Raw genomic sequence first — 23,622 nt, 5'->3', positions numbered from 1 at the left:
GTCGTTCACTCCGCCGCAGCCATGATGTCGGACGGGGACCAGACGGGTCGCTCGTAGGCGCCGCAGCGCATCACCGTTCCGGGTTTCGCCACCTTGCGACGGCCCGGCTTCCCGACCTTGACGCCAGCCTTGCGCAGGCGGGCCAGCACGCCGGTCGGGTGCATGTCGAGGATCTTCGCCACGGCTACGGAAGAGCCATGCTCGCGGTACAGATCGGCAGTCCGGCGCAGATCGTCTTCGGAGACCGGGTTCGCCCTGCCGCCGCGCCGACGCCCATCGGCGACCACTGAGCGCTCCGGCTCGGGCTCGGGCGTGACGATCACGGGCTCAGCGTATTTCTTCGTGGGGATGAACGGCGCCCGGTGGGACGGGTCAATGCCCGCGTCACGAAGGGCGGCTTCCAGGATGGCGCGATACTTCGGATCAAGCATGGACGGCCTCCGTTTGAACGGTTCCAAACTTGGATGTCTGCGCTTCGCTCTTTTGAACGGTTCCAATTTCCCGCTCATCAAAGCCGAACTCGACGCCAAGCACTTCGCCGTAGAGGACGGCGTCGGCGATCTGGCTGCGGCGCTTCTCCGTCTTGTCGGACATCTGCGCCGCGACCCACTTGTTGATCTCGGCGGGGTTCAGGCCCTTGGCCTTGGACTCAAGGTCCAGTTCCTTCAGGTCCGCCTCGATTTCCTTCTTGGCTTCCATGAGGTTTGACCGGCGCTGAGCGTGCGCGCGGATAAGGGATGCGGTTTCGGTCACGCTGCCTCCTTAGCCCACGCCAGCATCGCCAGGGCGTCGGCTTCATCGTCATTGGCTGGGGAATGCCCGCGCTCCTTCATGGCCTCGATCACGGCGGCCTTCAGTTGCTTGCGGGCGGCGTATTTGTTCGGGGCGCGCTTGAGTTCCTTCAGCCGGTCAGGGCCGAAAAGCCACTTGCGCACCTTGTTGCTGTCTCCGTCCCGGCGGCGGCACTCGCGCCGGCAGGCGACGGATTGGGCGGACCAATACAGGCCCACGAGAAGGATCGAGGCGGAGCCGCGGAGAATGGGCGGCTCGACAACCACGTCCGTCACGCTGTGGGTGATGATCAGGTCGGCCAGCCAGTCGCGGAAAGCCCGGTCGAGCTGGCCGTAGTCGTAGACGTACTCGCGCCACGACACGACGCCAGAGGCCCCGTCAGAGCAGGCCCAGCCGGTGCTGGTGGCAAGATCGAGCGCGAGTGTCGTCATGGTCAGGCAGCCGCCCGCTGGGCTTGGCGGGCGCAGTCGTCCACGTCCAGGGCATGGACGATGGAGGCCAGTTCAAAGCGCTGCTCGTCGGTCGGGTTGCTGCCCATATCCAGGATGAGCGACTTGCGGCGACGCTGCATGTTCACCCGCTCCGTCGCCGTCATCTGGCGATAGGACGGGATCGTCACCGGGCGCGACGGCTTCAAGAGAACGGGCGCCGCGATTTCCTTCGGCATGAACTCCGGCTTCTTCTCCGTCCGTATCCGCTTCGCCGGGCGCGGCGGCAGGCCCATGTTGTTGATGCGGTTGGCGACCGATCCGACCGAGAGGCCGATTTGAAGGCCGATCTCCTGGCTGTTCAGGCCCTTGTGATAGAGGGCGGCGACCTGTTGGTTCAGGTCATCGGTGCGGGTGGCGTAGCTGTGAGCGGCCATTACACGGCCTCCTTGTGACGGCGGAAGCGCGGGCGGATGGCGGCGCCGAGAGCAGAACCCATGGCGCGGCGGCGGTCTCCAACGGCCTTGGTCAAGCGAGAGACGAGCTTCTTCGCCTTGCCTTCCTGCCCGTTGTGAGCGAGACGGCGGCGCACCTCGGCCATCAGAGCGTCCAAGAACGGCGGGTGCCGGACCACGATCATCAGGAGGTCAACCGCGCTCATGATCGTGCGGCGGGACAGGTAGTTGTAGGCCGTCTTCTCAGCCCGTTCCGTCGTGGCCGCTAGCGCCTTGCTGCCACCGCGCCACGGCGCGAACCGGCAGTGAAGAGCCTTGTCCAGCGCGTCGCCGAGGACGTCCCTCAGCGGCTTGCGCTTCTTCTCATGAAAGATGTTTCCGGTTTCAGGAAAGGTCTTTCCGGTTTGAATGGTTTCCATTTTCAACCCCCGATAGGAAAATGGCGGTCATGGAACACAGAGCCCCCGACCCCACAGACCGCCGAATTTGCGAGACAGTTCAGCAGCTTCTGAACGTGATCGCGGACCGCTCGCCGCATCGGGCGGCGTTCTGCGAACACATTCGGATGCAACTGGACGAAGAGTTCTTCCCGGAGCGATCCGCCCCGAAGGAAAGCGAATAGGTGCGCGCCGACCGCGTGCCGTCCGGCCTTGAGCGAGCGGCTTGGTTCCGCAGTCAGGCCGGGTTCCACAGCGTTGGCGGCTACTGGTGGGTGCGCCTCATGGCGACGGCCATCCAGATTGAGTTGCGCGCCGAGAACGGAGAAGAACCCGTCATGAGCTTCAAGAGCCCCATCGACCTCCTGGCCGATGCCGCAGCCCTGCGCCTCGCCGCAGCCGAAGAAGACGCGCCCCAGGTCCGCGCCGAACTCCTGGCCGGTGCCGCTGCGCTGGAGCAAAGGGCGTTCCGCGGCAGCCATGTCACGGCACCCCGCTAATCGCGTGAGCCAGACGACCAACGGCCACCACCAGATAGACCGGAGCGGCGACAACCAGCATCAGCGCCGCCCAGATCGCCAGCATCAGCAGGCCGTCCAGAACCCACCCACGCATCCGAGCGACAAAGCGGTAGGCCATCCCCCGGCAGGAGGACGCCACCCGTCCCCATGCGCGCGTGACGGCACTTCCAGCGATTTCGTAGGATTGACAGTGCTTCGAAGGCTGGGAGTCTGTCCGCGGCGCAGAAGCGGCGATTTGCGCGGCCAGGAGGCAGGCGTGGTCAGCCATGGCGGGGCCTCTTATGCTCGGACTTCGTGCGACGGCGCGACCTTGCGGCGCCGAGACGGAGATCCACCAAACTCCTCAGGGATGACCTTGAGGAGAGCCCTCAGCGTTTTCAGCGAAGGGCTCCACTCGTCCGTGTCGATGTTTTGCAGCACGGACCATGGGACCTTGGCTTCCTCCGCCAACTTGTTGATGGACCACCCCCGATGACGGCGGTAGCTGCGCACGCGCTCCAAGAGCGTATCAACGTCGGTTTGCATGCCGGCTACTATTCACGGAATTCCGCGAACCGTCAAGATGGCATTTTCGCGGAACCCCGCGATGGCGGAATTCCGTGGGCACGTCAAAATGCCGATATGGCAGACGACCTCAGAACTCACCGTTTGGCGGCCTTCGAGGCAGCGCTTCAGCATCTCATCGCTAATGGCGTCATCGACAGCCTGAACGATTGGTGCAAGAAGGCGCGCGTCGGCTGGAGCACGGTGAACGACTTCCTGATCGGCGAGACGCAACTGATGTCCGACCGGACTTACGCCAAGCTGGCCACTCCGGTCGGCTGGTCAGTTGCTCGCTTGAAGGGCGAACCCGAACCTCAAACCACTGAGGCTGAAGGGGACGTTGCCGAACTCATGAAGATCTTTGATGACCTGGACCCCGAGAGGCGCTCTCGACTGAAGGCGAATGCTCTCGACCTCCTGGCTGGCCAGCGAGCGTCCGAGCAGCCAAAAGGAGACTGAGGCGCCGTTCTGGGGATAACGCGCGAACGACCGTCTCGAATTCCGCGCGGCCCTCATCTATCATCCGCCAATCCTCAGTGCACGCCATCGTTGCCGCCTCCTCCACTCACCCAAAGCTGGAACAAAACAGGAACACTGTCAAGGCTCACCCAAACCGCTGTGACTCAGCGACCGGCGATGAGCTTAGGTTGATAATGCAACGAAAGTGCATCCAGAACCGGCGCTAAAGACCACAAAAGAAAAGCCGGATACATTGCGAAGAGCGATGCATTTTGCACTGCATTAATCTTTGGGAAAGGAATAGTTGAGCCTTCGCCACAAAGGCGAACAAGACTCGTGGCGGATTGGATGTTTACTCTTCCCATAGGCACACCTCACGCGCATATCATTGTATGTCACCCTAGCCCAGGGGGACTGGCGGTCGGCGCGTGAGGCGTGCCTGCAATGGGGATGGGCTCCCGGCGCATCCCCCTGGCGTGTTACCAGCACTGCCGGGGGGAGGCTGACATCCCCCTAAGGGGGCAGCGGGTACATCCTATGATAATGAGTAACCCTCGGGCAAGTCTGCACAATATTTCGCCATTGTAACGTGCATACTTAAGTATGCTTTGCGGGGCCGGGCCTCACGAAAGCCTCCAATAATCAGCGGGTTGCGTATGTATGCGATAGGAGTGCGTCAGTCTGACGCATGCGTTAGGCCAAAAATGACATAGCGTTTCCATGTGAAGTCCATCACATGCCTTGCCCCCATGGCGATGCAAACATAGGTGCGCAAACGTCCACGGGGCCGAAAATGCATCAGAAGTCCAGGGGCGTGGTTGTCGCCGGCCGGCGCACCAGCATGCGGCTGGAGGCTGCTTTCTGGGACGGGCTTACTGAGATCGCCCGGCGGGAAGAGGTAACGGTGAGCGCGCTCTGCACCCGCCTCGCCGACGAATTGGACCCCCTCTCATCTGGCAGCCTTTCCAGCGCTGTGCGGGTCTATGTGCTGTCCTATTTCCGGACGGCACCTCCACCCCAGGGCAGGCGTCAGGCACGCTGCTGAAGCACCGCCCCCGGAAACGTGAAGGGCGCCCGAAGGCGCCCTGGTGACGGTTGGGAGGTGACTATCGGCTTGCCAATCCCAGAGATTGGAGCCACGACACCCATTGCGGCAGCGCCGCCAATGCCACTGCCACTCCAGCTATAGCAAGAATGGTGGCTGTCGTAGGGCGAGCGTGCAGCTTGTCGGAAAGGGCGCTAAAGTCACGGCTGACCTGTTCCGACAGGCGCCTGTCGGTATCGGCCAACTTCACCTCGATTGACGTCATCTCAGCCTTGGTCGCGAGGTGCGGAATGGTCGAGGTCATAACCGAATGGATCTCCGTGATCTTGGGCTCAAGGCGCTCCAAGACCGACTCCATCCTGTCCATACGACGGCGCAGCTCTTCCATATCAGGATCATGGGGGCCGCCGTTGCTGCCGTCAATACCTCCCCCCAGATCACCCCCGGCACGCCGGGTCCGATTAGGGAAGCGTTGGACGTTAGTCATTCCTCCCCCTCCCGTCCTCGTTTAACCACATAATCATTCGAGAAGCGTCAAACTCTATGACATACCCACAGTTATTGCATGCCGCCATAACTGTTGGGCTGGTGGCCTCTCTGATATTCCCGGATCTGTCGTATTGATAAATCTTCCTAAATGTCAGGACATTGTCATCCACATAAACAGTAGTCCAAGAAAATTCTTCGCATTTACACATTGGGCATGGCGGAAAGCTAACGCCAGCCAATGTCATATACTCTATCACCTTTCCAGAGGTCACAATCTTCGGGCGCCCCTGGTGATCATTATTGTCCACTCTACCCCCTCCCTCACCTCAACCACGCGGGCTTAGCGGCCCGGCGCCAACTCGTGGCGCTTTCCCCTGAGCCGCAGCAGATCAAAGGCCAGCCATAGGGCCTGCGGGATGGCGTAGACGCTCACCGCCTTGAGCGGGGCGAACGCCCCTTCATCAGCGAACCCCATCCCGCCGACCAGGGCGGCGATCAGCAGCGACACCGCGTTCGCCAGCACCAGCTTCCTGGCGCCGCCATCCCATCTCTTCAGGAGCCACAGCATCAAAGCCCTGATGATGAAGGTTGGCATGAGGCCGCCAGCCATCTGCGCAACGAGCGCCATCGGTTACACACCCCCGCATGAGCGCCCGCGGTCGAGCGCCACCGTCACGAGTATACCGACTGTGCGCCATGTTCGGCTTTCGCGGATTTCCGCGAATTTTCCTATTGACGCTCTCACGGAATTCCGCGATCATTCCTCTCACGCCACCCCCTCTTAGGGATCACCGATACCGCGGTTGGGGTGGCGGGTTGTCCTCCCATCAGACTTCCCGGCGGCGCGGCACTCGCTGCCGCCGGGGCCTTCTGGGAGGCGGGATTTACCGGAGGGGTCACCATGAGCCGCACCAACGAAGCCCTGACGATCAACTCTCGCTCCAAGGGCGTGCAGAACTTCAAGGATGGTCGTGGCAACCGGCTCGCAGCCTTCCCGCACGAAGCAGAGGGATGCACCTCGGCCTTCCGGATCAACGGTCGCGGCCAGTGGTGGACGCTGTGTCGGTCGGAGCAAGAGGTTCGCGACGGCGTGACGGCCATGGCCTGGACGCTGACCTCCGACGAGCGCGGGCCTCTGGAAGACACCTATCACTCCGCCGCTGCCGCTCTCCGCTTCGGCCTCGGCGCCGTCTGCAACGCCTGAACCACACCAACACCCTCCCATCCGGAGCGCGGTCCTCGCAGATCCGGAAAGTTGGGGAGGGGATTTCAACGAGGGGGAACCGATGAAATTCGCCATCAAAAACCGCTGGACCGGCGCCGCTCTGGTCGAGGTCGAGCTTTCTGCCGAGTACGACAGCGCCGACGAGCGCACCAAGCTCAACGCCGCCCTGCGCATCGTCATCGACCTGCACGGCAAGTGGCGCCGGGACGAAGATGGCGGATCGCGCGCCAACCTGTCGGGCGCCTACCTGTCGGACGCCAACCTGTCGGACGCCAACCTGTCGGACGCCAACCTGTCGGGCGCCTACCTGTCGCGCGCCAACCTGTCGGGCGCCTACCTGTCGGACGCCAACCTGTCGCGCGCCAACCTGTCGGACGCCTACCTGTCGGACGCCAACCTGTCGGGCGCCTACCTGTCGCGCGCCAACCTGTCGGGCGCCTACCTGTCGGACGCCTACCTGTCGGACGCCAACCTGTCGGACGCCAACCTGTCGCGCGCCAACCTGTCGGGCGCCAACCTGTCGGGCGCCTACCTGTCGGACGCCTACCTGTCGGACGCCTACCTGTCGGACGCCAACCTGTCGCGCGCCAACCTGTCGGGCGCCAACCTGTCGGACGCCAACCTGTCGCGCGCCAACCTGTCGCGCGCCAACCTGTCGGGCGCCAACCTGTCGGGCGCCAACCTGTCGGACGCCAACCTGTCGGACGCCAAGATCGCCGAAGACATCACGGTCAACCGCGCGCCGATCCAAATTTCCGGCCTGCCGTACCGCGTCACGATCTGGGACGAGCACATGGCGATTGGCTGCCAACTGCACAGCATCGCCGAATGGCGCGGCTTTGATGACCGGAGCATCGCCGAGATGGGCGGGAAATCCGCCCTGCGCTTCTGGGCGACGTGGAAGGCCCCGCTGATGGCGATGGCCGCTGCTGACGGGCGCGGGGCCGAGACGCCGAAGGCCGACGAACAGGCTGCCGCCTGAACCACACACGCCTCCCCATTCCTCAGCGCTTCAAGCGCGGGGAGGGGACCTAGGGGGGAACCATGAGCAGCAATTACCGCGATGACATGAGGCGCGCCGCTGAGCAGGCCGGCTTGTGCGATGGCCGATGTCAAACTCATCACCCTGTCGCGCGAGCTGCGCCGCAACGCCGACAGCATCCGCAAGCGCGCCGCCTGACCCCCACCCCGGCGGCAGGCACGCCGCCACACCGTCCCAGCCCCTTACCCGCCATGACAAGCGGGTGGGGCTTTCGAGGTGCAAGAACCCCGCTGCCATTCGGACGGGGCCGCGACTTTAGCGGAGATCAACGAACGATGGAGGCCATCATGAAGCGCACCGCCTGATCCCATAACGCCGGCACCAAACCATTCGACCGGGCTCGCAATCGCCCAACCGTTGGCTACCCCGCCAAGCCACTCAGGACCGCTTACCGATGGAGCCTTTCAAAAGGCCATGAAGTCGGAAGCCAGACACCGAGAAAGACGGTGGCAAGCTGGCAGCTACACCACCCGCCCTCCGGGAGCGTCATCCCGGAACCTCATCAACGGACCGGCGGCCACCCACGCCGCCGGCTACCGCAAGCGCCTCCATCCACTCGGGGGCTCTGGCGATAGCCGAACACAGGGAGATAGACCCTATGAAAGCCGAAGTCCGTCGCCTGATTAAGCAGGCTCCCGACCACAAGAACATGGCCGCCGATCTGTTGGAGAACGGCGATTTCAGCAACGCTCTGTGCGCCCTGACCATCGTCTACGAGCAGGACGGCGACTTGATGCGGTGCCGGTGCTGTGATCGGCGCATCCACGTCTGCTACGACGAACCCTTGCAGCACGGCATAACCGACGATGGGCGCCTCTGCCCGTACGACGGCGACAAGAACCCGTGGAACATCCTGCTCACTGCCGCTGCGGGCCGCCGCGCTCAGGGCATGGCCAAGTCGCAGGAGGCCGCGTGATGCGTGACATCCCCATCATCTTCAGCGCGCCGATGGTCCGCGCTCTGCTGGACGGCCGGAAGACGCAGACGCGCCGCCTTGTTCCGCAGCCGCCGGCCGAGTGCGGGATCAACTACATGCTCGGCGAAGAGTCGTGGCTGCCGATTGAGAAGCGGACCCCGGTGCGCCGAGCCTTCGAGGCCTGGACCGGACCCCTCTTCCAGAACCGGCCTACTGGTCACCTGTGCGGCAGCTTCGACATCACGCCGCGTTTCCAACCCAGAGATCGGCTGTGGGTGCGGGAGAGTGGACGCGAGTTGCGCGCCGCGTCCAATCCTCATCCTCGGGAGCCTCGGGACGAGTGGATCAGCTGCGGCTTCCGCTACTCCGCCGACGGGGCCGTCACCTACCTGGGCGATGCGGTCGGCCACGATGACGAACGGTCGCGCCCCTCCATCCACATGCCCCGCTGGGCCAGCCGGCTCACGCTGGTGGTCGAGCAGGTGCGGGTCGAGCGGCTCCAAGACATCAGCGAGAAAGACGCCAAGGCCGAAGGCGTGACCGCCGACGAAGACCCGTTCTGGCGGCCAAGCGCCACCGACCCGGATAGCGGCGGAAACCCGAGCCATCGAACCTCGTTCGAATGCCTCTGGAACTCCATCAACGGCGCCGACGCATGGGCCGCCAACCCCTGGGTGGTCGCCCTGACCTTCCGCGTCATCCGCTCGAACATCGACGCCATCCCGTCTCAGGAGGCCGCGTGATGCGCTCCGCCCTCGAAGACCCCGCTGTGAGCGGTCCCTTGGCCGATGCTGAACGCTCCCGATCCGAGCTTGCCACGGACATCAAGATCGCAGGCGCCGTCGCCTTCTCCGCTTTCACCATCGCGATTTGGGCGGGTGTTCTCGCCTTCCTCCTACCGTCGTGAGGGACACGCCATGACCGCCCGGCAATTCCTGACCGAGCTGGCCGCGCTGCTCCTCATCGTCTCCTTCTTCTTCGCCCTGTGAGGTGATCGCCATGACACATCTCGCCACGCCAGTTTCCACAGAGGCATCGATCACGGTCCACGAACTGAAATCCGCATGGGATCGCGCGCTGCGGCGCAGCGGGCAGACTGGCCGGATCGTGATCTACATCGGCGGCCTGTTCGAGGAGTTCCCGTGCCACGTCACGCGCTGGTACCGGCCCGATCCGAACGCCTTCGACAAGAACGAGACGCTGTACATGGGCAACCTCTCCGGCGCCCTGGCTGCTGCTGACTGGTTCGCCGCCGAGCGCGCCGCCACCTCCTCCATCGCCGCGGAGTAAGGCCCATGCTCGTCACCCGCACGACCGACCCGGAGTGCCGCGAACAGCTCGCCGAACTCCACCGCCTGATCGTCCGCGCTCACGCCATCACCAAGGATCTCATGTCCTCCAAGGTCGACGGCCTGGAGTGGGTGGACAACAGCCTTCTCGACGCAGGGCGCGACGTCGCCGGCATCTTCAACGCCTCCGAGCCGATGAGTTTCAGGTCATGATCCCGCTGACGCAAAGCCGTTTGCGCGAGCTGTTCGATTACGACCCACTGACCGGCCTGTTCACTAGGCGCGTTTCGCTGGGAGGCTCCAAAGCTGGAACGTTTGCCGGCTCGATAAACGGCTGGGGATACGTGAAATTCAATATCGATGGGAAGCCATACAAGGCCCATAGGCTGGCGTTCCTCTGGATGACTGGAAAATTCCCAGACGGGGACGTGGATCACACCAACCGCATCCGATATGACAATCGCTGGACCAACCTACGCGAAGCGACACAGAGCCAGAACAACGGCAATAGTTCAATAAGCAGCAACAACACGTCTGGCATCAAAGGCGTGACATGGCACAAGAAGGCCGGGAAGTGGCAGGCGCAAATCGGTGTAAACGGTAGTACCAAGCACTTGGGGCTTTTTGCCAATATTGACGATGCAGCCGATGCCTACCAAGCCGCATCTCTTCGCTATTTTGGAGGCTTTGCGCATGCCGCATCCTCCGCATCACCCTCCACCAGAGGCCCCCAATGAACGCCATCACCCGCATCATCACCGACGAAGCCGCCGAGAACCCGCGCGCCGTGATCGGCAGCAACGGAGCGCCGACCGATCCGACGCCGTTCGAAGTCGTCCGCGACAAGATCGGCAAGCTCTACGACGAAGCCGCCCTGTATCTGGACGGCGAGCCGGTCAACTCGCAGGGCATGGCCGATGACATCGGCAACTTGCTGAACCTGATCAGGGCCGCCGAGAAGGAAGCAGACGAGGCGCGCAAGGACGAGGCCCGCCCGCACGACGATGCGAAGGCCGAAATCCAGGCCCGGTACAATGCCCTGATCGGCAACACCAAGTCCGTGAAGGGCAAGACCGTTCTGGCATCCGAGGCGTGCAAGAAGGCTCTCCAACCGTGGCTGGAAAAGCTGGAAGCCGAGAAGGAAGCCGCCGCGAAGGCCGCCCGTCTGGAGGCGGAAGCGAAGATGAAGGCCGCGGAAGAGGCCATCCGCGCCCGTGACGCCGCCAACCTCGAACAGGCCGCTGCCGCCGAAGCCCTCCTGAAGGACGCCAAGAAGGCGGAGCGCGCCGCCACCAAGGCGGAGAACGACGGGGCCAAGGCCGGCAGCAGCGTGTTCGGTCGCGCCATTGCGCTGCGCACCAGCTACCGGCCCGAGATCACCAACGCCACGGCGTTCGCCCGCTTCCTCTGGACCGCTCACCGGGACGTCATGAACGAGTTCCTGTCTGCCCAGGCAAAGCGGCTGGTGGACGGCGGAGCGCGCGGCGATGCGCTTCCCGGCGTGGTCATTCACGAAGAGAAGCGGGCCGTCTGACCATGGCCTACGACAAAGGCCCGCACCCCGTGGAGCTTTCCTCCGACGTGGTCCTGGAGATTGAGGGGTCCATCTGGGACTTCCTCACGCTCGCCGACAAGCACCTGTCCCTGGAGACCATGGAAGCTCTGTCCGCCGGCCTGCGTCGTCTGGAAGCCGCTGCTAAGGCCATCCGAAACGCACAAGACCCGAGAGCCCTGAAATGACCGACAACCTTCGCCATTGGGACGAGCTTTCCAAGACCGACCCGGCATTCACCAAGGCGTTCACGCGCGTCGGCGGCTTCCGCGGCACCGACATCAATCCGACATGGCGTATCAAGCGGATGACGGAGCGCTTCGGGCCGGTCGGGATCGGCTGGGGCATGACCGAGCCGCACTTCGACATGGTGCAGGAGGATGCCGGGCGCGTCGTCTACTGCCGCGTCGGCATCTGGTACCGCGACGGCGACCAGAAGTCCGAAACGATCTGGGGCGTAGGCGGCGACGTCGTGTCCGGCAAGCGCGCCAACGGGCAAGCCTTCGTGGACGACGAGGCCCAGAAGAAGGCCTACACGGACGCGCTGGGCAACGCCATGAAGGCCATCGGCGTCTCCGCCGACGTCTTCCTGAAGCAGTTCGACGACAGCAAGTACCGGGAAGAGGTGGGCCGGGAGTTCGCCGAGAAGCGGCAGGAGGCCAAGGCCGCCGACAACCGGGCGCAGACCAGAAGCGACCCGGCCAAGCCTCCCGCCGAGCCGATCACCCTCTTCCTGGCCGAAGGCGAGGTGCAGGAGTTCCCACGAACTGTGAAGGGGGCGGAAGCCTACTTCGTCGCCCTGGACGAACTGGTGCGCCGGGATCGCTTCTTCTGGAAGCAGAACGGCCCGACCGCCGAGGAACTGGCCGCCAAGCTCGCCGAGAAGGTGCCGGGCATCGCCGGACTTCTGGCCGAGATCAAGCGCATGGTCGGCGCCGACAGGAAGGCCGCGTGATGCCGCTACCGCCCCGCATCCCCCGCGCCGCCCCGCAGCGCTCCGCCGCGAAGGCTGATGCCAAGAAGCAGCGCGAAGCCCTGTGGCACGTCAAGCTGGTCAAGACGCTCCCGTGCTGCGCCTGCGGCAAGCCCGCGCCGAACGATCCGCACCACCTGATGCGTGGTGTTGAGCGCGGCACCAGCATGACCGCAGCGGGGCGCTACACGATCCCGCTGTGCCGCACCCACCACACGGAAATCACCCCGCACGGGGACCCCGAAGCCGTCCTCATGGAGCGCTATGGAGTCGATGCCCGCGCCCTTGCCGATGCCCTGTGGAGCGTCAGCCCTGACGCCGGAGCGATGCAGCGGGCGGTTCTCAGGGCGCAGCAGGACGCCCGGCTACGCGGGCGAGACGTGGCATGAGCGCCGTAGGCCACAACAGCGGCGGCGTCTCCGACCGAGACCTTGAAAAGGCCCTGGACTGGCTGCGGGACAACGCGGACGACGCGGCCCGCGCCAAGTCGGAACGGGTGTTCTGCGAGGAGTACCGGAAGACGCTCAAGGCCGTGCTGATGAAGCAGCACCCGAACATCCCATTGGGGGCGCAGGAGCGCGAAGCCTACGCCGACGAACGGTACCTCGTGCACTTGGAGAAGCTGAAGACCGCCGTCTACGACGACGAGCGCAACAGGGCTCTCCGTGTCGCCGCTGAACTCAAGATCGAAGCATGGCGGACGCAGCAGGCGAACTTCCGCGCCATGAAGATCTGACCCCCACATCCCCACCCCCGCGCCGCGCTGAGCGCGCGCACAGGAGACCGACACCATGAACGCGAAGACGTGCGCTTTCTGCCGCCACATCGGCGGGCACTATTGGGGCGACATCGACCGGCAGGACCACTTCTGCGGCAAGAAGGAGGAGCGCCGCCGCGACGGCAGGACGCGGAGCGGTGATGCTGCACAGGACTTCATGAACGATTTCTGCCGGTTCTACGACGCCACCGCCCGGCAGAAGGCTTGCCGGTATTTCGAGGATGCCGAACCGCTGACCGCCGAAGAGGTCCGGATAATGAGCCTCTTCGACGCGAAGGGGCTCGCTCACTTCCAGTTCTTCAGCCGGGAGAATGCGGAGGCCGAACGGCACCCGAAGGTGCTGTTCGAGCGCGACAACTACGCCGACCAGACGCGCGACGACGGCCATTACCGCGCGTACCGCCTGACCAACGTGGGGCGCCTGCGCTGGGAAAAGCACCTCGCGTCCACCGCCACGCCCGCGGCCTGAGGAGAAACCCATGACCGACAAGACCAACCCGAACTCGCGCTCTGCGCCTGCTGGGCCGCCTTATGAGTTCCGCCGCTTCGTCAATGGCCGCGAGATGGCCGAGGGTGTGCGGATCAACAATGCCGCCGGCCTTGACTATGCGATCCTGAAAGCCGTCGCCCTCTGCCCTGAGCGGGGCACAGTGCTAGTGCTCACCACCTCCGTGCAGGAGGCCGCCCCGGCTGTCCCGCCGATGGGAAAGCTTCTCGCCCTGGCTTCTTGCGTCGAGGAAAAGGTCAACGCCGAAGGTGGCGAGGCGACCGTTACCAGGATCGTCGCGCTGACGGTTGCGGCCATCAACGAAGCCGCTGCTCAGGAGGCCGCCCCGGCTGAAGCCGACCTGACCGAGACGGCGAAGCGGATCGCGTGGGAACTGCGTCGCCGCTTTCAATACGGGTGCCACGATGACCAGGAAAGCTTGTGGCGGTCCCTCAACCCGGTGGATCGGGAAGTCTGTCTCTCCGCCGCCCGCGCTCCGGTGCCGGAGGGGGTGATCGTCCCCGCCGAGGCGAACACCGCGATCCGTGCCCGCGCCGAAAGCCGCGCCATCGACTTCGGTCTGGACTTCGAGACGTTCGGCGGGGATGAGGCAATCGACGCGCTGTACCGGGCGATGGTCTCGGGCGGCAAGCCCTCCGCTCCCGCCTCCACCTCCGCAGGGGAGGCGTGACGGATGCTCCACCTTCACGGCACTCCAATCACCCCGCGCGAAAAGCTGCACCTCCTGGCCGGTCGTAGCTTCTGCGTGTCCTTCGCGGAGCCGCGCGACGCGGACATCTGCATGAAGATCGGGCAGATGGTGCTGTGGGACAACGGCGCGTTCAGCCTGCACACCAAGGGGAAGCCGGTGGAAGAGGCGGCCCTGTATGCGTGGCTGGAGCCGCGCCTTGGGCATCCGCACCGCGCCGTGGTGCTGGACCGCATCGGCGGCGATGTTGACGAGCAGCGCGCGATGGCCGCCCGGTGGCCGTTCCCGCGCGAGCTGTCCTGGCCGGTGTGGCATCTGGACAAGCCTCTCGACTACCTGCTGGAGTTGGCAGACGCATGGCCCGGCCTGTGCTTTGGCTCTGCCGGCGCCTATTGGCAGATCGGCACGCCGAAGTGGGAACGGCGCATGGACGAGGCGTTCAATCACCTCGCCCGTCACCGCGTCACCCTGCCGTGGACCCACGGCTTGCGCATGCTCGGCCAGGGCGGCAACCGCTGGCCGCTCAGCTCCGCAGACAGCACGAACATCGCCCGCAACCACGCGGGCAGCGCCAAGGCCCCGGCCAAGTGTCCAGCGGCCATGGCGCAGGAAATCGACGCGCGGCAGTGCCCTATCAGCTGGACGCCGCGCCCCATTCAATCCGGATTGGAATTTGCCGCATGATCATCACGCACGAACTCGTAGCCAAGTGCAGTTGTCCGAAAGACCATAAGCCAGATTTGTACGATGTGACGATCACAACGCGCCGCGTGATCCCGGTCGAAGACATCATCGCCGCTTTGGCAAGGCTGGAGCCTGTCGAGCAATACCAAGAGCAATTCACTGTCGAACTGGCCCGCGCCATTGGCGCTGAGGTGAAGACTGTCGGCTTTCATTCGGGAGTTAAGACCACATGCGTAGCCTGACCGGTTTCTCGGCGCTTGCCGCCTACACTGCCACCATCCCCGCCTCCAACTGGCTCATTCAGATCGTCGGCACCGTCTGCGTCCCGCAGGGGCCGTGCCTGATCCCGGTCGCCCCCGGCATCCTCACGCCCAGCGGCGTCCTTCTCGTCGGCGCCGCGCTCGTCCTGCGGGATGTGGTGCAGCGCGCCCTTGGCTTGCGCTGGTCGCTGGCTGCCGTCCTGGTCGGGACACTTCTGGCCGCGCTGATCGCCCCTCCGGCTCTGGTCACGGCGTCGGCCGCCGCCTTCCTCTTCTCTGAGTTGGCCGACACCGCGGTTTACACGCCGCTACAGCGCCGCGGGCTGGTGTTGGCCGTGGCCGCCTCCGGCGCCGTGGGTCTTCTGGTGGACAGCACCCTGTTCCTCTGGCTGGCCTACGGGTCGCTGGACCACCTCGCCGGCCAGATCATCGGCAAGGCCGAAATGATCCTGCTGAGCCTGCCGCTGATCGCCATGGCGCGGCACGGCCTGCCGTCGCTCGCCGCCACCTCCCCGGAGGACTGACCCCATGACCACCGACACCAGCCGCCTTGATCCGCGCCTGCTCGACATCACCAACAGCGTGGCCGCGCGCGTGGATCGCCTTACCCATATGGACCCGCCTCCCGACCTCTGCGGGCGTCTCGATGAGGCATTGAGCGCCGCCGACGCCGCCCTGGAGGAGAAGCGCTTCGAGGACTACGCCACCGAGATGCTGGAGTCCGCCGCGCTCGTCCTCGCGCTCGCCATCACCGAGACGCCGGGGGAATGACCATGACCGGCACCACCGCCCCGCTGAGCGCGGAAGACGACTTCGACCCCGAGAGCGTGAGCGATTGGCAGGCCCGCGCCACCCAGGCGGAGGCCCTGCTATTCGACCTGTGCCGCCTGACCGGAGCCGAGAGCCACGCCGCCGCCGTCTCCGTCGTCGCCACGATGCTCCATGGCGCCGATGCCCAGGCATACGGTGGAGTGGTGCGGGCTTATGCGGAGTTGAAAGCAGCAAATTCCGACCTGGACAAGGTGCTGGCCGCCGTCGCTGAGACGCTGGGCGTGCCCTGTGGCAGCGACGAAATCCTGGTGGCCGTCGAGATGGCCGCCGCATCCCAGGCGCGAGAGGCCGGACTGCGGGAGGCGCTGACCGATGTCATGACGTGGATCGGCAATTGGGCGCCGAACTTCATCTACGACGAGGAATGGGACGCGACCGAACACAAGGTCAACGCCGCCCTGTCTCCCGCCCAGCCGGCGCAGAGCGCGGACATCGCGCGGGAGATGGTGCCCCAGACCGTTGACGACCGGCACGGCTCGCACCCGATCTGCCCGTCATGCGGTTGGGACGAGCACGACGACTGGCACCATTGCCTCAGCGACAAGGACGGGCTGACGCGTGGCGAACTGGAATGCGGCTGCGGTGCCGTCTTCTCGATCACGATGTATGTGCCGGGGAGCTACACGTCGCATCTCGTCCGCAGCGTCGGCCTCCTGACCACCGAGACGGAGGTTCGCCATGAAGATCAGTGACGCCATGCGCTCATGGATGCGCGGATATCTGGCTGGCAGCCAGAACGGCAAGGCGTTCGAAGTCAACTCGGTCTGGACCCGCGGGGCCGGCAACAGTCACCGTGGCCTGAAGACCTGTCGGAACCGCGGGCTCATCACCAGCCACCAGGACGACCACATCAACGCCGGGGGCTATCGTCACGACCTGACGCCAGCCGGGCGCGCCGTGGTGGACGAGATGCAGGAGGGCGTTGACCGGCGCCGGGCTGAGTGGGATCGCGCTCAATACGCTGGGGAGCCAGCTCTATGCGCCGGCCTCCTGACCGAGGAGGGGAGCAATGGGTGACGAAACGCTGCGCCGTGCGCCCTACACCTTCACGATTTACCTGACCGATTGGGGATATCGGGTGTCGGGCAAGAGCGACACGCAGGGCGACCTTGGTCTGATCGACAAGGGCGAACATGTTCCGCCGCTGAGCGAGGAGGCCGATAGCGCTCTCTGGGAATTGCTGGACGAGAGGACGTTCCAGCGCAAGGCCGATGCCAAGAAGGCTGTCCGAGACTGGCTGTCTGCCGCCCTCTCCCATCACCGGGAAGCGCAGGGAGGCGGGAATGAGTGAGCCGAAGCGCATCCAGCGCAAGCGCACGAAGGGGTGGCGCATGCCGGAGAACACCGTGAGCGTCTGCCGGCCCGGACCATTCGGAAACCCGTTCACCATCGCCCTGGCCCTGGAGAGCGGATATGTCCAGACCGAGGAAGAGGCCGTCGCCTTCGTGGTGGAGTGCTTCGGCGATTGGCTGGCCGGCGGTCGCCATGGCCGCGACTGGTGGCAAGGGCCGGAGAGCGACAGGCGCCGCGCCGAGATCCTGAGACGGCTTCCGGATCTGCGCGGGAAGCACCTCGCGTGCTTCTGCAAGGAGGGCATGCCCTGCCATGGCGATGTCTTGCTGGAGTTTGCCAACGCGCCCGCGGCCGGCGCAGCGCAGGGAGAGGTGTAGGCATGGCAACTGAGTACCTGTCAGAGACGTCCGTTGCCGAGTTCTTCGACACGAGCGCGTCCACCGTCCGCCGGTGGGTGGAAAAAGGCGTCCTCCCAAAGCCGCTTATGATCGGAGGCGCCAAGAGATGGCATGTTGACAGCCTGCGCATAGCCGTCCGAACTGGAATGGAGCAAGCGGTCGGAACCGCGCCCCGCACCACCGATCCCGACGAAATTTCTTCGAGGCTTCTCCGCGATGGCCCGCAAAACCGTAAAGCGCACTCTCGCAGACGGAACAATTAAGACATACAGCTACGAACGCGCCAGCAAGGAGCCGCGCGCGAGAACCGTCGCGGCTATCGTCAGGGAATACACCGCAAGTCATCAATACAGGGGAATGAAGCGGTCTTCGCAAACCCTTTACGACAGATGCCTGAACGAGATCGTCACCGAGTATGGTGAGGTTGAGATAGCCAAGATCAAGCGCCGGCATGTCTTGGCCCAACGCGATGCTTTAGCTGGCACTCCAGGCATCGCGAACGAGGTTCACAAGGTTTGGACAGTCTTGCTAACTTTCGCGCTTGATCGCGAGTACATCCAGTTTCATCCGGCCCTGCGTATCAGAAAACTGAAAGGTGGCGAACATTCACGCTGGCCGGACGCTCTGGTTGAGCACGCGTTGACTCCCGGCGTCCTCCCGGAGCACTTTCGCAGAGCTGTGGCACTGGCCGTCTACACTGGACAAAGGCTTGGCGATTGCATTCGCATGCAGTGGTCTGATTACGATGGATCTACGATCTCCGTGGCCCAGCAGAAGACAGGGAAGAAGCTGTTAGTTCCATGCCACAGCGCCCTGCGAGACGAGATGGACGCGTGGAAGGCTACGCGAGGAGAGTCGACCGCCACCACCATTCTGGTTCGCCGTAACGGATTGCCGTGGCCCAACGGGGATCATTTCTCATCGAGCTTCCGGGGGTTCATCCTCCATGCCGACAAACATGGGCGCCCGCTTCGCCCTGAGTTCACAGGGTACGTCTTCCACGGGCTTCGCAAGGTCGCTGCCTCCCGGCTAGCTGAGGCTGGATGCAGCATCCATGAAATAGCAGCCATCACCGGCCACTCTGCTCTTTCTATGATTGAGCACTACACTAAGGAGAGCGACCAGCTCCGCAGGGCAACGGCAGCGATAACAAAGTTGGAAAATTGGCGAAAAGCCAAATGATGACAAACAGAAAGTTTTTCGCTTACAGATCAATTGCTTATTATTACATGGCAGGTAAAGAAAAAGCCCGCGGGCGCGTCATCGGCTGCCGTCACTCCTCAGGACGACCGTTGACGGCCTCGGCCCGGTCGCCGCCGCGATCCGAGGACCCCGGCGATCAGGACCGTCAGCGCGACGCTGCCGATGAAGGCGGCCATCATCACCCCGCCGAAGCCGGTCGCGTCGGAGGCGATGCTGCCGACGCCCGCCGATGCCAACCATCCCGGCGCGAGCATGGCGGGCGCCCACACGGCGGCCGATGCGACATTGGCGAACTGGAACCGGCGGCCGTTCATCTTCATCATCCCGGCGACGAGCGGGACGATCGACCGCAGGGGACCAAGAAACCGCCCGATGAACACAGCGGCGAAGCCGTACCGGCGGAAGAACAGGCGCGATTTGGCCACCTCCCCCCGGTACCGGGACAAGGGCCGCCGGTACACCACCGCCGGTCCCAGCCAGCGCCCCAGGCTGTAGGACACGGCGTCGCCCGCGATGGCTCCCAGGACCGCCCCGGCGACCACCGGGACCGGGTCGATGATGCCCAGCCCCAGAAGCGTGCCGAACATGATCATGAGGGCCGTCGCCGGCACGGCGAGGCCGACCAGGACCACCGATTCGCAAAACGCCAGGACCGCCACGACCGGGCCGGCCCAGTCATGATGGCGTTCCAGGAAATGCATGGCCATCTCGACGGCTGCGTCCATGATGTGATCCACCTTTGACCGTTTCAGGGGAGCGGAGAGACGGCATAGCCGTGGCGGCTGACATGATCCTGACGGCTTCCGGCCCCCGCGGCGGAATCGCCTGTCCGCATCAGGTGCGTGTCAGCTCAGTACGGCAGGCTGCCGCCATACACCACACCAAGAAGAACCGGAGACGGGACGATGCAGATATGGGAAGCGGCGGTGCTGGGGCTTTTGCAGGGCCTGACCGAGTTCCTGCCAATCTCGTCGAGCGCGCACCTCAGGATCGCGGGTGAGTTCCTGCCATCCGGCGCCGATCCCGGCGCGGCCTTCACGGCCATCACGCAGATCGGCACGGAACTGGCCGTCCTCATCTATTTCCGGGAGGACCTGATGCGGATCGCGACGGCGATGATCCGCCAGACATCGGGTATCGGCGGGCACGTCCCGGAGGACGCACGCATGGGATGGCTCATCGTGGTCGGCAGCGTGCCCATCGTCGTCCTCGGCCTGCTGTTCAGCGGAGCCATCGAAACGAGCTTGCGAAGCCTCTACATCGTCGCCACCACGCTCGTGGTGTTCGGCATCATTCTCGGCCTCGCAGACCGGTACGGCCGCCGGCGCAAGCCGCTCGCCGAGCTGTCGTGGCGCGACGGCCTTCTGCTCGGCTTCGCCCAGGCGATGGCGCTCATCCCCGGGGTGTCCCGGTCGGGAGGCACCATCACAGCGGCCTTGATGCTGGGCTTCACGCGGGAGGCGGCGGCGCGCTACTCCTTCCTCCTCGCCGTTCCGGCGGTGTTCGGCTCGGGCTTCTACCAACTCGCCAAATCCTGGGGGGAGCCGCAGCACGTCGCCCTCGCCCCGACGATCGTGGCAACCGCCGTCGCCTTCCTGGTCGGGTACATCGTGATCGTCGCGTTCCTGAAAATCGTGTCGCGGGCCTCCTTCATGCCGTTCGTGATCTACCGGACGGTGTTGGGGATCGCGCTGCTGGCACTGTTGCAACTCGGCGTGATCACGCCCTGACGGCGTCGGCCTCAGTCACGGCGAGTGGCACGATCAGCTCGATGGCGAAGGTGGGGCCGACTCCGATGCGGGCGTCTCCACCCAGATTGCGCAGGATGCGACGGACGATGGCCAGACCGAGCCCGGACCCCGGAGAGTTCTGCACGCCCTTGTGAAAGCGCTCGAACAGCACGTCGCCGACATCCCGCGGGACCGCCGGCCCTTCGTCGGACACGCGCAGGATCGCCGTGCGCTCGTCCCGGCTCGTGAGGGACACCGAGACCCGCCCCTGCCCGTGGCGAAAGGCGTTGTCGAGAAGGTTCCTCAGGGCTTGGCGAAGCTGCCGGTGCGCGTCCTCGACGACCAGACCCTCGGCGACGGCGACGTCGATCGTGCGTGAGTCCGCCTCATAGGCCGGAAGCATGTCGACAACGGCCTCCCGGACGATCCTCGCGAGCCCGACGCGGGCCTCCGGCCCGTGGGAGCGCCGCTCGCCACCCTGATCGGCGCGGGCCAGGGCCAGAAGCTGCTCGATGAGGTGGCGCATCTGCTCCATGTCCCGCGCAATGGCGCTCCAATCGGGGCTGTGCTCCGCACGCGCCTTTTGCAGCCGCAGATCGAGCACCGCGAGCGGCGTCCTCAGCTCATGGGCGGCATCGGCGGTGAATCGCCGTTCGATTTCGTACGCCGACGACAGGCGATCCAGCGCTTGGTTGGCGGAGATCGCCAGCGGGACGATTTCTTCCGGCAGTTCACGGAGCGGAATGCGACGGTCGGGGTGGGCGACGCCGATGGTCGAGGCGAGGTCGGCCGCGCGGCGGACCGAGCCCAGCATCCAGCGCGCCAGGAAGATGATCGACACCAGCGAGATAGCGGCCAGGATCGCGATGACGACGGACGACCCGGCCATGCGCTCGCGGAACAGCTGGCACAGCTCCTCGCAATCCTCCCAATCGTTGCGGCTCGCGACGAGGACGCGGTCGTCACCGATCAGGCGCGCCGTGATGGCGGCGCGCGTGGTCTCCGGAAGGGCCTCCGGACTGCGGAACGGCAGCGGTGCGGCCCCCTCCGGCGCGCTCGCGATGAGTTCGGCGGAGCGCGTGTAGAGCGCGTAGCGCCAGTCCGAGGCGGAGAACTGCACGGGAAGCGCGCCGAGGTTCGAGCCGTCCGGGGCGGGCGTCACCGTGGCGAGGAGGGTGTCGACCTGCTCGTTCAGGACGTGCGCGCGGATGTCCTCGTCCAGATCGAGCAGATAGATCACGACGTTGCCCGCCCCCAGCGCGAAGACGAGCGCCATGACCAGGAGCAGGCGGGAGCGCAGGCTATTCATCCGCAAGCGCCTGCGCCTCCACCGTCATCTTGTAGCCGACGCCGCGGACCGTCGCGATCTGGACGCGGGCGCCAGCCGCCTGAAGCTTCTTGCGCAGACGGGAGACGATCGCCTCGATCGCGTTCGGCGTGACGGCCTCGTGGATGGCGTACAGCCTGTCCTCCAACTGGTCCTTGATGACGATGCGCGGCGCCGACCGCATCAGTTCCTCCAGCAGCGCGAACTCCTTGCGCCCGAGGTCGAGCGACCGCGCATCCACCCGCGCGTCCCAGGATGAGATGTCGAAGGTGAGGTTGCCGAGTGCGAAGGACTCCGTCTGGCGCGGCCCCGGTCGGCGAAGGATGGCCCGCAGCCGCGCCTCGAGTTCCCTGAGATCGAAGGGCTTGACCAGATAATCGTCGGCCCCGGCGTTCAACCCCGCGAGACGGCTTTCCAGAGAGTCGCGGGCCGTGAGGATCAGCACCGGCACCGCCTGCGATGCCCGCTGCCGGACATGCTCCAGAACGGCCATGCCGCTCGCTCCCGGCAGGCCGAGGTCGAGCACGATGCCGTCGTATCGCATGATCCCGAGCGCCGTGATCGCATCCTCGGCGGAACCGACGGAATCCACCACGAAGCCGACCCTCGCCAGATGGCCGGCGACCATCTCCGACAGGGCCTGATGATCCTCCACCAGCAGCAGCCTCACGTCGTCCTCGCTGACATCACGCCGCCCGTTCATGCAGGGACCGCCAAAGCCGCACGAGTTCGTCGCGATCGGCGGCCAGCGCTTCCACGCCGGCCCAGCCGTTCCAGGCGCCCGCGATGCTCCAGGCCGGATCGCTGACATGGGCCTGCGGCAGACGGTAATGGAAGACGGCCCGGCTTCCGATCTTCTCATGGGGGAGCGCCGCCCTCACCCGAGCCGGGAAGAGGTGGAGGAACAAGGGCAGCAGATCGAGGTCGCGGTTCCGCGTCGGGTTGGCGGCAAGATAGTCCTCCGCCAAGGTCGGCAGGTCCGGCCAGTAATCCGGGGTAACGACGCGGCGGACATAGTCGTCGGGATAGGGTGCTGGCAGGAAGGCCGGGGCCAGGCCTTGCCCGGTCGTCCCGTAGCGCAGCTGGGCGTTCCGCATAAGGAACGCCTTCAGCACGGCGGTGATCGTGTCGGCGTCGAGGCTGGGCGGGTCGATGTTGAAATGCAGCCCCAGCGACCCGAGCCACGTCGTCCCGGCGCCCCGGGCGCCCGCGTCGCGCAGCGCGCGCACGGCGTCGTCCACACGGTGCAGCTCGTCGAACGGGAGCGGCGCGGTGATCAGTTCACGCGGCACGACGCCCTCCAAAGCCGTGCCGAGCCAGGCGGCCACCGCCGGGTTCAGGCGCACGCGCTGAACCGCCGCCGCCCGCCGCGGGTGGGCATGGCGCACGTCGAGTTCGACGCTCAGGCGCCCGATCGCGGTGTCCGGAACATGAAAGGCGTGGGGGTCCTCCTCGACGCAGGTCCCGCCGAACGCGCGCGCCAGCGCCTGGGCGGCGGTCCGGGCGCTGATGCCCAGAAACTCGATCTCCACCCCCACGCGCCGGATCGCCCCTTGCGCGGTTCGCGTCGACGGCGGTCGTTGGAAGCAGGGAGCGGATCGGTGAACGCTCGTGCGGCGTTCGGGCAGGGAAACGGCGGCCGGCGGGGGATCGTGATTGCGCATGCCCCGCATGTGGCCCCGCGCTTCCGGTTTCCAAGATGGTCCGCTGCAACGCACAAAATTCCCGTCATGGACACCGGTCGCGTCCACGGCCC

At 65.3% G+C, this 23,622-nt stretch carries 39 protein-coding genes; 27 read left to right on the top strand and 12 right to left on the bottom strand.

Annotated features, from left to right (window positions below; genetic code table 11):
• Positions 1–5 precede the first annotated feature (5 nt).
• Genes ACWPN7_RS29600 through ACWPN7_RS29580 form a run of 5 tightly spaced genes read right to left on the bottom strand, consistent with a single transcriptional unit; the run spans position 6 to position 2,100 of the window.
• The gene (locus tag ACWPN7_RS29600; protein ID WP_492273585.1) at positions 6–431 is read right to left on the bottom strand and encodes a hypothetical protein; all 426 of its coding nucleotides are present in this window, start codon (positions 429–431) and stop codon (positions 6–8) included.
• Positions 424–753 (bottom strand): hypothetical protein, encoded by a 330-nt coding sequence (locus ACWPN7_RS29595; RefSeq protein WP_492273584.1) that lies wholly within the window; start codon positions 751–753, stop codon positions 424–426. Before ACWPN7_RS29595 ends, ACWPN7_RS29600 begins: the two co-directional genes overlap by 8 nt.
• Positions 750–1,223, bottom strand: coding sequence for a hypothetical protein (locus tag ACWPN7_RS29590; RefSeq protein WP_492273583.1), 474 nt, complete (start codon positions 1,221–1,223; stop codon positions 750–752). The genes ACWPN7_RS29595 and ACWPN7_RS29590 overlap by 4 nt, the downstream gene beginning before the upstream one ends.
• A gap of 2 nt (positions 1,224–1,225) precedes the next feature.
• A complete protein-coding gene (locus ACWPN7_RS29585; RefSeq protein WP_492273582.1) occupies positions 1,226–1,657 on the bottom strand; it encodes a hypothetical protein in 432 nt (143 codons plus the stop codon).
• Positions 1,657–2,100: a hypothetical protein gene (locus ACWPN7_RS29580; RefSeq protein ID WP_492273581.1), complete on the bottom strand. Its 444-nt coding sequence runs from the start codon at positions 2,098–2,100 to the stop codon at positions 1,657–1,659. Before ACWPN7_RS29580 ends, ACWPN7_RS29585 begins: the two co-directional genes overlap by 1 nt.
• 197 nt (positions 2,101–2,297) lie before the next feature.
• On the opposite strand from ACWPN7_RS29580, the gene ACWPN7_RS29575 reads away from it, so the two are divergent.
• The gene (locus tag ACWPN7_RS29575) at positions 2,298–2,612 is read left to right on the top strand and encodes a hypothetical protein (protein ID WP_492273580.1); all 315 of its coding nucleotides are present in this window, start codon (positions 2,298–2,300) and stop codon (positions 2,610–2,612) included.
• On the opposite strand, the gene ACWPN7_RS29570 is transcribed toward ACWPN7_RS29575, so the two are convergent.
• Complete coding sequence (locus tag ACWPN7_RS29570) at positions 2,596–2,727, bottom strand: hypothetical protein (RefSeq protein WP_492273579.1); 132 nt, start codon at positions 2,725–2,727, stop codon at positions 2,596–2,598. The genes ACWPN7_RS29575 and ACWPN7_RS29570 overlap by 17 nt on opposite strands.
• A gap of 377 nt (positions 2,728–3,104) precedes the next feature.
• Here ACWPN7_RS29570 and ACWPN7_RS29565 point away from each other — a divergent pair, with 377 nt between their 5' ends.
• Both ACWPN7_RS29565 and ACWPN7_RS29560 read left to right on the top strand, forming a co-directional pair.
• On the top strand, positions 3,105–3,635 hold the full coding sequence (locus tag ACWPN7_RS29565; RefSeq protein WP_492273578.1) for a hypothetical protein: 531 nt from the start codon (positions 3,105–3,107) through the stop codon (positions 3,633–3,635).
• A 736-nt stretch (positions 3,636–4,371) separates the two neighbouring features.
• Positions 4,372–4,680 (top strand): ribbon-helix-helix domain-containing protein, encoded by a 309-nt coding sequence (locus ACWPN7_RS29560; protein ID WP_492273577.1) that lies wholly within the window; start codon positions 4,372–4,374, stop codon positions 4,678–4,680.
• Between the two features lie 61 nt (positions 4,681–4,741).
• Here the strand turns inward: ACWPN7_RS29560 and ACWPN7_RS29555 are convergent, their stop codons facing one another.
• Positions 4,742–5,167 carry a hypothetical protein gene (locus ACWPN7_RS29555; RefSeq protein ID WP_492273576.1) on the bottom strand — a complete coding sequence of 142 codons (426 nt, stop codon included), beginning with the start codon at positions 5,165–5,167 and terminating at the stop codon, positions 4,742–4,744.
• A 342-nt stretch (positions 5,168–5,509) separates the two neighbouring features.
• Positions 5,510–5,797, bottom strand: a complete 288-nt coding sequence (locus ACWPN7_RS29550) for a hypothetical protein (RefSeq protein ID WP_492273575.1) — start codon at positions 5,795–5,797, stop codon at positions 5,510–5,512.
• A gap of 273 nt (positions 5,798–6,070) precedes the next feature.
• Here ACWPN7_RS29550 and ACWPN7_RS29545 point away from each other — a divergent pair, with 273 nt between their 5' ends.
• From ACWPN7_RS29545 to ACWPN7_RS29435, 23 genes are all read left to right on the top strand, one after another.
• Positions 6,071–6,373 (top strand): hypothetical protein, encoded by a 303-nt coding sequence (locus tag ACWPN7_RS29545; RefSeq protein ID WP_492273574.1) that lies wholly within the window; start codon positions 6,071–6,073, stop codon positions 6,371–6,373.
• 82 nt (positions 6,374–6,455) lie between these two features.
• Positions 6,456–7,376 carry a pentapeptide repeat-containing protein gene (locus ACWPN7_RS29540; RefSeq protein ID WP_492273573.1) on the top strand — a complete coding sequence of 307 codons (921 nt, stop codon included), beginning with the start codon at positions 6,456–6,458 and terminating at the stop codon, positions 7,374–7,376.
• A gap of 658 nt (positions 7,377–8,034) precedes the next feature.
• Positions 8,035–8,352: a hypothetical protein gene (locus ACWPN7_RS29535; protein ID WP_492273572.1), complete on the top strand. Its 318-nt coding sequence runs from the start codon at positions 8,035–8,037 to the stop codon at positions 8,350–8,352.
• The gene (locus ACWPN7_RS29530; protein ID WP_492273571.1) at positions 8,352–9,095 is read left to right on the top strand and encodes a hypothetical protein; all 744 of its coding nucleotides are present in this window, start codon (positions 8,352–8,354) and stop codon (positions 9,093–9,095) included. Before ACWPN7_RS29535 ends, ACWPN7_RS29530 begins: the two co-directional genes overlap by 1 nt.
• Positions 9,096–9,351: 256 nt before the next feature.
• Positions 9,352–9,642, top strand: coding sequence for a hypothetical protein (locus ACWPN7_RS29525; RefSeq protein WP_492273570.1), 291 nt, complete (start codon positions 9,352–9,354; stop codon positions 9,640–9,642).
• 5 nt (positions 9,643–9,647) lie between these two features.
• Complete coding sequence (locus ACWPN7_RS29520; RefSeq protein ID WP_492273569.1) at positions 9,648–9,854, top strand: hypothetical protein; 207 nt, start codon at positions 9,648–9,650, stop codon at positions 9,852–9,854.
• Positions 9,851–10,378, top strand: coding sequence for an HNH endonuclease (locus ACWPN7_RS29515; protein WP_492273568.1), 528 nt, complete (start codon positions 9,851–9,853; stop codon positions 10,376–10,378). Before ACWPN7_RS29520 ends, ACWPN7_RS29515 begins: the two co-directional genes overlap by 4 nt.
• Complete coding sequence (locus tag ACWPN7_RS29510; protein WP_492273567.1) at positions 10,375–11,175, top strand: hypothetical protein; 801 nt, start codon at positions 10,375–10,377, stop codon at positions 11,173–11,175. Before ACWPN7_RS29515 ends, ACWPN7_RS29510 begins: the two co-directional genes overlap by 4 nt.
• 2 nt (positions 11,176–11,177) lie before the next feature.
• Positions 11,178–11,381 carry a hypothetical protein gene (locus ACWPN7_RS29505; RefSeq protein WP_492273566.1) on the top strand — a complete coding sequence of 68 codons (204 nt, stop codon included), beginning with the start codon at positions 11,178–11,180 and terminating at the stop codon, positions 11,379–11,381.
• Positions 11,378–12,148 carry a hypothetical protein gene (locus tag ACWPN7_RS29500; protein ID WP_492273565.1) on the top strand — a complete coding sequence of 257 codons (771 nt, stop codon included), beginning with the start codon at positions 11,378–11,380 and terminating at the stop codon, positions 12,146–12,148. The genes ACWPN7_RS29505 and ACWPN7_RS29500 overlap by 4 nt, the downstream gene beginning before the upstream one ends.
• Complete coding sequence (locus ACWPN7_RS29495) at positions 12,148–12,555, top strand: DUF968 domain-containing protein (protein ID WP_492273564.1); 408 nt, start codon at positions 12,148–12,150, stop codon at positions 12,553–12,555. The genes ACWPN7_RS29500 and ACWPN7_RS29495 overlap by 1 nt, the downstream gene beginning before the upstream one ends.
• On the top strand, positions 12,552–12,902 hold the full coding sequence (locus ACWPN7_RS29490; RefSeq protein WP_492273563.1) for a hypothetical protein: 351 nt from the start codon (positions 12,552–12,554) through the stop codon (positions 12,900–12,902). The genes ACWPN7_RS29495 and ACWPN7_RS29490 overlap by 4 nt, the downstream gene beginning before the upstream one ends.
• 55 nt (positions 12,903–12,957) lie before the next feature.
• Positions 12,958–13,413 (top strand): hypothetical protein, encoded by a 456-nt coding sequence (locus tag ACWPN7_RS29485; RefSeq protein WP_492273562.1) that lies wholly within the window; start codon positions 12,958–12,960, stop codon positions 13,411–13,413.
• A gap of 10 nt (positions 13,414–13,423) precedes the next feature.
• A complete protein-coding gene (locus ACWPN7_RS29480; protein WP_492273561.1) occupies positions 13,424–14,122 on the top strand; it encodes a hypothetical protein in 699 nt (232 codons plus the stop codon).
• A 3-nt stretch (positions 14,123–14,125) separates the two neighbouring features.
• Entirely contained in the window at positions 14,126–14,824 is a 699-nt protein-coding gene (locus ACWPN7_RS29475; RefSeq protein WP_492273560.1) for a hypothetical protein, read from the top strand.
• On the top strand, positions 14,821–15,066 hold the full coding sequence (locus ACWPN7_RS29470) for a hypothetical protein (protein ID WP_492273559.1): 246 nt from the start codon (positions 14,821–14,823) through the stop codon (positions 15,064–15,066). Before ACWPN7_RS29475 ends, ACWPN7_RS29470 begins: the two co-directional genes overlap by 4 nt.
• A complete protein-coding gene (locus tag ACWPN7_RS29465) occupies positions 15,054–15,608 on the top strand; it encodes a VUT family protein (protein ID WP_492273558.1) in 555 nt (184 codons plus the stop codon). Before ACWPN7_RS29470 ends, ACWPN7_RS29465 begins: the two co-directional genes overlap by 13 nt.
• A gap of 4 nt (positions 15,609–15,612) precedes the next feature.
• Positions 15,613–15,855: a hypothetical protein gene (locus ACWPN7_RS29460; RefSeq protein ID WP_492273557.1), complete on the top strand. Its 243-nt coding sequence runs from the start codon at positions 15,613–15,615 to the stop codon at positions 15,853–15,855.
• Between the two features lie 2 nt (positions 15,856–15,857).
• Complete coding sequence (locus ACWPN7_RS29455; RefSeq protein WP_492273556.1) at positions 15,858–16,607, top strand: hypothetical protein; 750 nt, start codon at positions 15,858–15,860, stop codon at positions 16,605–16,607.
• The gene (locus tag ACWPN7_RS29450) at positions 16,594–16,932 is read left to right on the top strand and encodes a hypothetical protein (protein WP_492273555.1); all 339 of its coding nucleotides are present in this window, start codon (positions 16,594–16,596) and stop codon (positions 16,930–16,932) included. Before ACWPN7_RS29455 ends, ACWPN7_RS29450 begins: the two co-directional genes overlap by 14 nt.
• Positions 16,925–17,206 (top strand): hypothetical protein, encoded by a 282-nt coding sequence (locus tag ACWPN7_RS29445; protein ID WP_492273554.1) that lies wholly within the window; start codon positions 16,925–16,927, stop codon positions 17,204–17,206. The genes ACWPN7_RS29450 and ACWPN7_RS29445 overlap by 8 nt, the downstream gene beginning before the upstream one ends.
• A complete protein-coding gene (locus ACWPN7_RS29440) occupies positions 17,199–17,585 on the top strand; it encodes a DUF4326 domain-containing protein (protein ID WP_492273553.1) in 387 nt (128 codons plus the stop codon). Before ACWPN7_RS29445 ends, ACWPN7_RS29440 begins: the two co-directional genes overlap by 8 nt.
• Positions 17,586–17,822: 237 nt before the next feature.
• Positions 17,823–18,788: a site-specific integrase gene (locus ACWPN7_RS29435; RefSeq protein WP_492273552.1), complete on the top strand. Its 966-nt coding sequence runs from the start codon at positions 17,823–17,825 to the stop codon at positions 18,786–18,788.
• Positions 18,789–18,886: 98 nt separating this feature from the next.
• Here ACWPN7_RS29435 and ACWPN7_RS29430 read toward each other — a convergent pair whose 3' ends face one another.
• The gene (locus ACWPN7_RS29430) at positions 18,887–19,534 is read right to left on the bottom strand and encodes a DedA family protein (protein WP_407825316.1); all 648 of its coding nucleotides are present in this window, start codon (positions 19,532–19,534) and stop codon (positions 18,887–18,889) included.
• 180 nt (positions 19,535–19,714) lie between these two features.
• Here ACWPN7_RS29430 and ACWPN7_RS29425 point away from each other — a divergent pair, with 180 nt between their 5' ends.
• Positions 19,715–20,539 carry an undecaprenyl-diphosphate phosphatase gene (locus ACWPN7_RS29425; protein WP_040136693.1) on the top strand — a complete coding sequence of 275 codons (825 nt, stop codon included), beginning with the start codon at positions 19,715–19,717 and terminating at the stop codon, positions 20,537–20,539.
• Here ACWPN7_RS29425 and ACWPN7_RS29420 read toward each other — a convergent pair.
• Genes ACWPN7_RS29420 through ACWPN7_RS29410 form a run of 3 tightly spaced genes read right to left on the bottom strand, consistent with a single transcriptional unit; the run spans position 20,529 to position 23,530 of the window.
• Complete coding sequence (locus tag ACWPN7_RS29420) at positions 20,529–21,848, bottom strand: sensor histidine kinase (RefSeq protein WP_459197393.1); 1,320 nt, start codon at positions 21,846–21,848, stop codon at positions 20,529–20,531. The two genes, ACWPN7_RS29425 and ACWPN7_RS29420, sit on opposite strands and share 11 nt — an antisense overlap.
• Entirely contained in the window at positions 21,841–22,569 is a 729-nt protein-coding gene (locus ACWPN7_RS29415) for a response regulator transcription factor (RefSeq protein ID WP_200475908.1), read from the bottom strand. Before ACWPN7_RS29415 ends, ACWPN7_RS29420 begins: the two co-directional genes overlap by 8 nt.
• Positions 22,553–23,530 (bottom strand): amidoligase family protein, encoded by a 978-nt coding sequence (locus tag ACWPN7_RS29410; RefSeq protein WP_492273741.1) that lies wholly within the window; start codon positions 23,528–23,530, stop codon positions 22,553–22,555. The genes ACWPN7_RS29415 and ACWPN7_RS29410 overlap by 17 nt, the downstream gene beginning before the upstream one ends.
• Positions 23,531–23,622 lie beyond the last annotated feature (92 nt).

The organism is Azospirillum sp. UENF 312511, assembly GCF_058780635.1.
Note: the sequence above shows the minus strand (reverse complement) of the source record. Positions and strands in the feature narration are given on the sequence as shown.

Excerpts from the sequence above, each read along its gene's own strand:
- ACWPN7_RS29600 (WP_492273585.1), bottom strand. The coding sequence starts at position 431 with ATGCTTGATCCGAAGTATCGCGCCATCCTGGAAGCCGCCCTTCGTGAC.
- ACWPN7_RS29590 (WP_492273583.1), bottom strand. The coding sequence starts at position 1,223 with ATGACGACACTCGCGCTCGATCTTGCCACCAGCACCGGCTGGGCCTGC.
- ACWPN7_RS29585 (WP_492273582.1), bottom strand. The coding sequence starts at position 1,657 with ATGGCCGCTCACAGCTACGCCACCCGCACCGATGACCTGAACCAACAG.
- ACWPN7_RS29570 (WP_492273579.1), bottom strand. The coding sequence starts at position 2,727 with ATGCGTGGGTGGGTTCTGGACGGCCTGCTGATGCTGGCGATCTGGGCG.
- ACWPN7_RS29565 (WP_492273578.1), top strand. The coding sequence starts at position 3,105 with ATGACGGCGGTAGCTGCGCACGCGCTCCAAGAGCGTATCAACGTCGGT.
- ACWPN7_RS29560 (WP_492273577.1), top strand. The coding sequence starts at position 4,372 with ATGCCTTGCCCCCATGGCGATGCAAACATAGGTGCGCAAACGTCCACG.
- ACWPN7_RS29555 (WP_492273576.1), bottom strand. The coding sequence starts at position 5,167 with ATGACTAACGTCCAACGCTTCCCTAATCGGACCCGGCGTGCCGGGGGT.
- ACWPN7_RS29550 (WP_492273575.1), bottom strand. The coding sequence starts at position 5,797 with ATGGCGCTCGTTGCGCAGATGGCTGGCGGCCTCATGCCAACCTTCATC.
- ACWPN7_RS29545 (WP_492273574.1), top strand. The coding sequence starts at position 6,071 with ATGAGCCGCACCAACGAAGCCCTGACGATCAACTCTCGCTCCAAGGGC.
- ACWPN7_RS29540 (WP_492273573.1), top strand. The coding sequence starts at position 6,456 with ATGAAATTCGCCATCAAAAACCGCTGGACCGGCGCCGCTCTGGTCGAG.
- ACWPN7_RS29535 (WP_492273572.1), top strand. The coding sequence starts at position 8,035 with ATGAAAGCCGAAGTCCGTCGCCTGATTAAGCAGGCTCCCGACCACAAG.
- ACWPN7_RS29530 (WP_492273571.1), top strand. The coding sequence starts at position 8,352 with ATGCGTGACATCCCCATCATCTTCAGCGCGCCGATGGTCCGCGCTCTG.
- ACWPN7_RS29525 (WP_492273570.1), top strand. The coding sequence starts at position 9,352 with ATGACACATCTCGCCACGCCAGTTTCCACAGAGGCATCGATCACGGTC.
- ACWPN7_RS29520 (WP_492273569.1), top strand. The coding sequence starts at position 9,648 with ATGCTCGTCACCCGCACGACCGACCCGGAGTGCCGCGAACAGCTCGCC.
- ACWPN7_RS29515 (WP_492273568.1), top strand. The coding sequence starts at position 9,851 with ATGATCCCGCTGACGCAAAGCCGTTTGCGCGAGCTGTTCGATTACGAC.
- ACWPN7_RS29510 (WP_492273567.1), top strand. The coding sequence starts at position 10,375 with ATGAACGCCATCACCCGCATCATCACCGACGAAGCCGCCGAGAACCCG.
- ACWPN7_RS29505 (WP_492273566.1), top strand. The coding sequence starts at position 11,178 with ATGGCCTACGACAAAGGCCCGCACCCCGTGGAGCTTTCCTCCGACGTG.
- ACWPN7_RS29500 (WP_492273565.1), top strand. The coding sequence starts at position 11,378 with ATGACCGACAACCTTCGCCATTGGGACGAGCTTTCCAAGACCGACCCG.
- ACWPN7_RS29495 (WP_492273564.1), top strand. The coding sequence starts at position 12,148 with ATGCCGCTACCGCCCCGCATCCCCCGCGCCGCCCCGCAGCGCTCCGCC.
- ACWPN7_RS29490 (WP_492273563.1), top strand. The coding sequence starts at position 12,552 with ATGAGCGCCGTAGGCCACAACAGCGGCGGCGTCTCCGACCGAGACCTT.
- ACWPN7_RS29485 (WP_492273562.1), top strand. The coding sequence starts at position 12,958 with ATGAACGCGAAGACGTGCGCTTTCTGCCGCCACATCGGCGGGCACTAT.
- ACWPN7_RS29480 (WP_492273561.1), top strand. The coding sequence starts at position 13,424 with ATGACCGACAAGACCAACCCGAACTCGCGCTCTGCGCCTGCTGGGCCG.
- ACWPN7_RS29475 (WP_492273560.1), top strand. The coding sequence starts at position 14,126 with ATGCTCCACCTTCACGGCACTCCAATCACCCCGCGCGAAAAGCTGCAC.
- ACWPN7_RS29470 (WP_492273559.1), top strand. The coding sequence starts at position 14,821 with ATGATCATCACGCACGAACTCGTAGCCAAGTGCAGTTGTCCGAAAGAC.
- ACWPN7_RS29465 (WP_492273558.1), top strand. The coding sequence starts at position 15,054 with ATGCGTAGCCTGACCGGTTTCTCGGCGCTTGCCGCCTACACTGCCACC.
- ACWPN7_RS29460 (WP_492273557.1), top strand. The coding sequence starts at position 15,613 with ATGACCACCGACACCAGCCGCCTTGATCCGCGCCTGCTCGACATCACC.
- ACWPN7_RS29455 (WP_492273556.1), top strand. The coding sequence starts at position 15,858 with ATGACCGGCACCACCGCCCCGCTGAGCGCGGAAGACGACTTCGACCCC.
- ACWPN7_RS29450 (WP_492273555.1), top strand. The coding sequence starts at position 16,594 with ATGAAGATCAGTGACGCCATGCGCTCATGGATGCGCGGATATCTGGCT.
- ACWPN7_RS29445 (WP_492273554.1), top strand. The coding sequence starts at position 16,925 with ATGGGTGACGAAACGCTGCGCCGTGCGCCCTACACCTTCACGATTTAC.
- ACWPN7_RS29440 (WP_492273553.1), top strand. The coding sequence starts at position 17,199 with ATGAGTGAGCCGAAGCGCATCCAGCGCAAGCGCACGAAGGGGTGGCGC.
- ACWPN7_RS29435 (WP_492273552.1), top strand. The coding sequence starts at position 17,823 with ATGGCCCGCAAAACCGTAAAGCGCACTCTCGCAGACGGAACAATTAAG.
- ACWPN7_RS29430 (WP_407825316.1), bottom strand. The coding sequence starts at position 19,534 with ATGGACGCAGCCGTCGAGATGGCCATGCATTTCCTGGAACGCCATCAT.
- ACWPN7_RS29425 (WP_040136693.1), top strand. The coding sequence starts at position 19,715 with ATGCAGATATGGGAAGCGGCGGTGCTGGGGCTTTTGCAGGGCCTGACC.
- ACWPN7_RS29420 (WP_459197393.1), bottom strand. The coding sequence starts at position 21,848 with ATGAATAGCCTGCGCTCCCGCCTGCTCCTGGTCATGGCGCTCGTCTTC.
- ACWPN7_RS29415 (WP_200475908.1), bottom strand. The coding sequence starts at position 22,569 with ATGAACGGGCGGCGTGATGTCAGCGAGGACGACGTGAGGCTGCTGCTG.
- ACWPN7_RS29410 (WP_492273741.1), bottom strand. The coding sequence starts at position 23,530 with ATGCGCAATCACGATCCCCCGCCGGCCGCCGTTTCCCTGCCCGAACGC.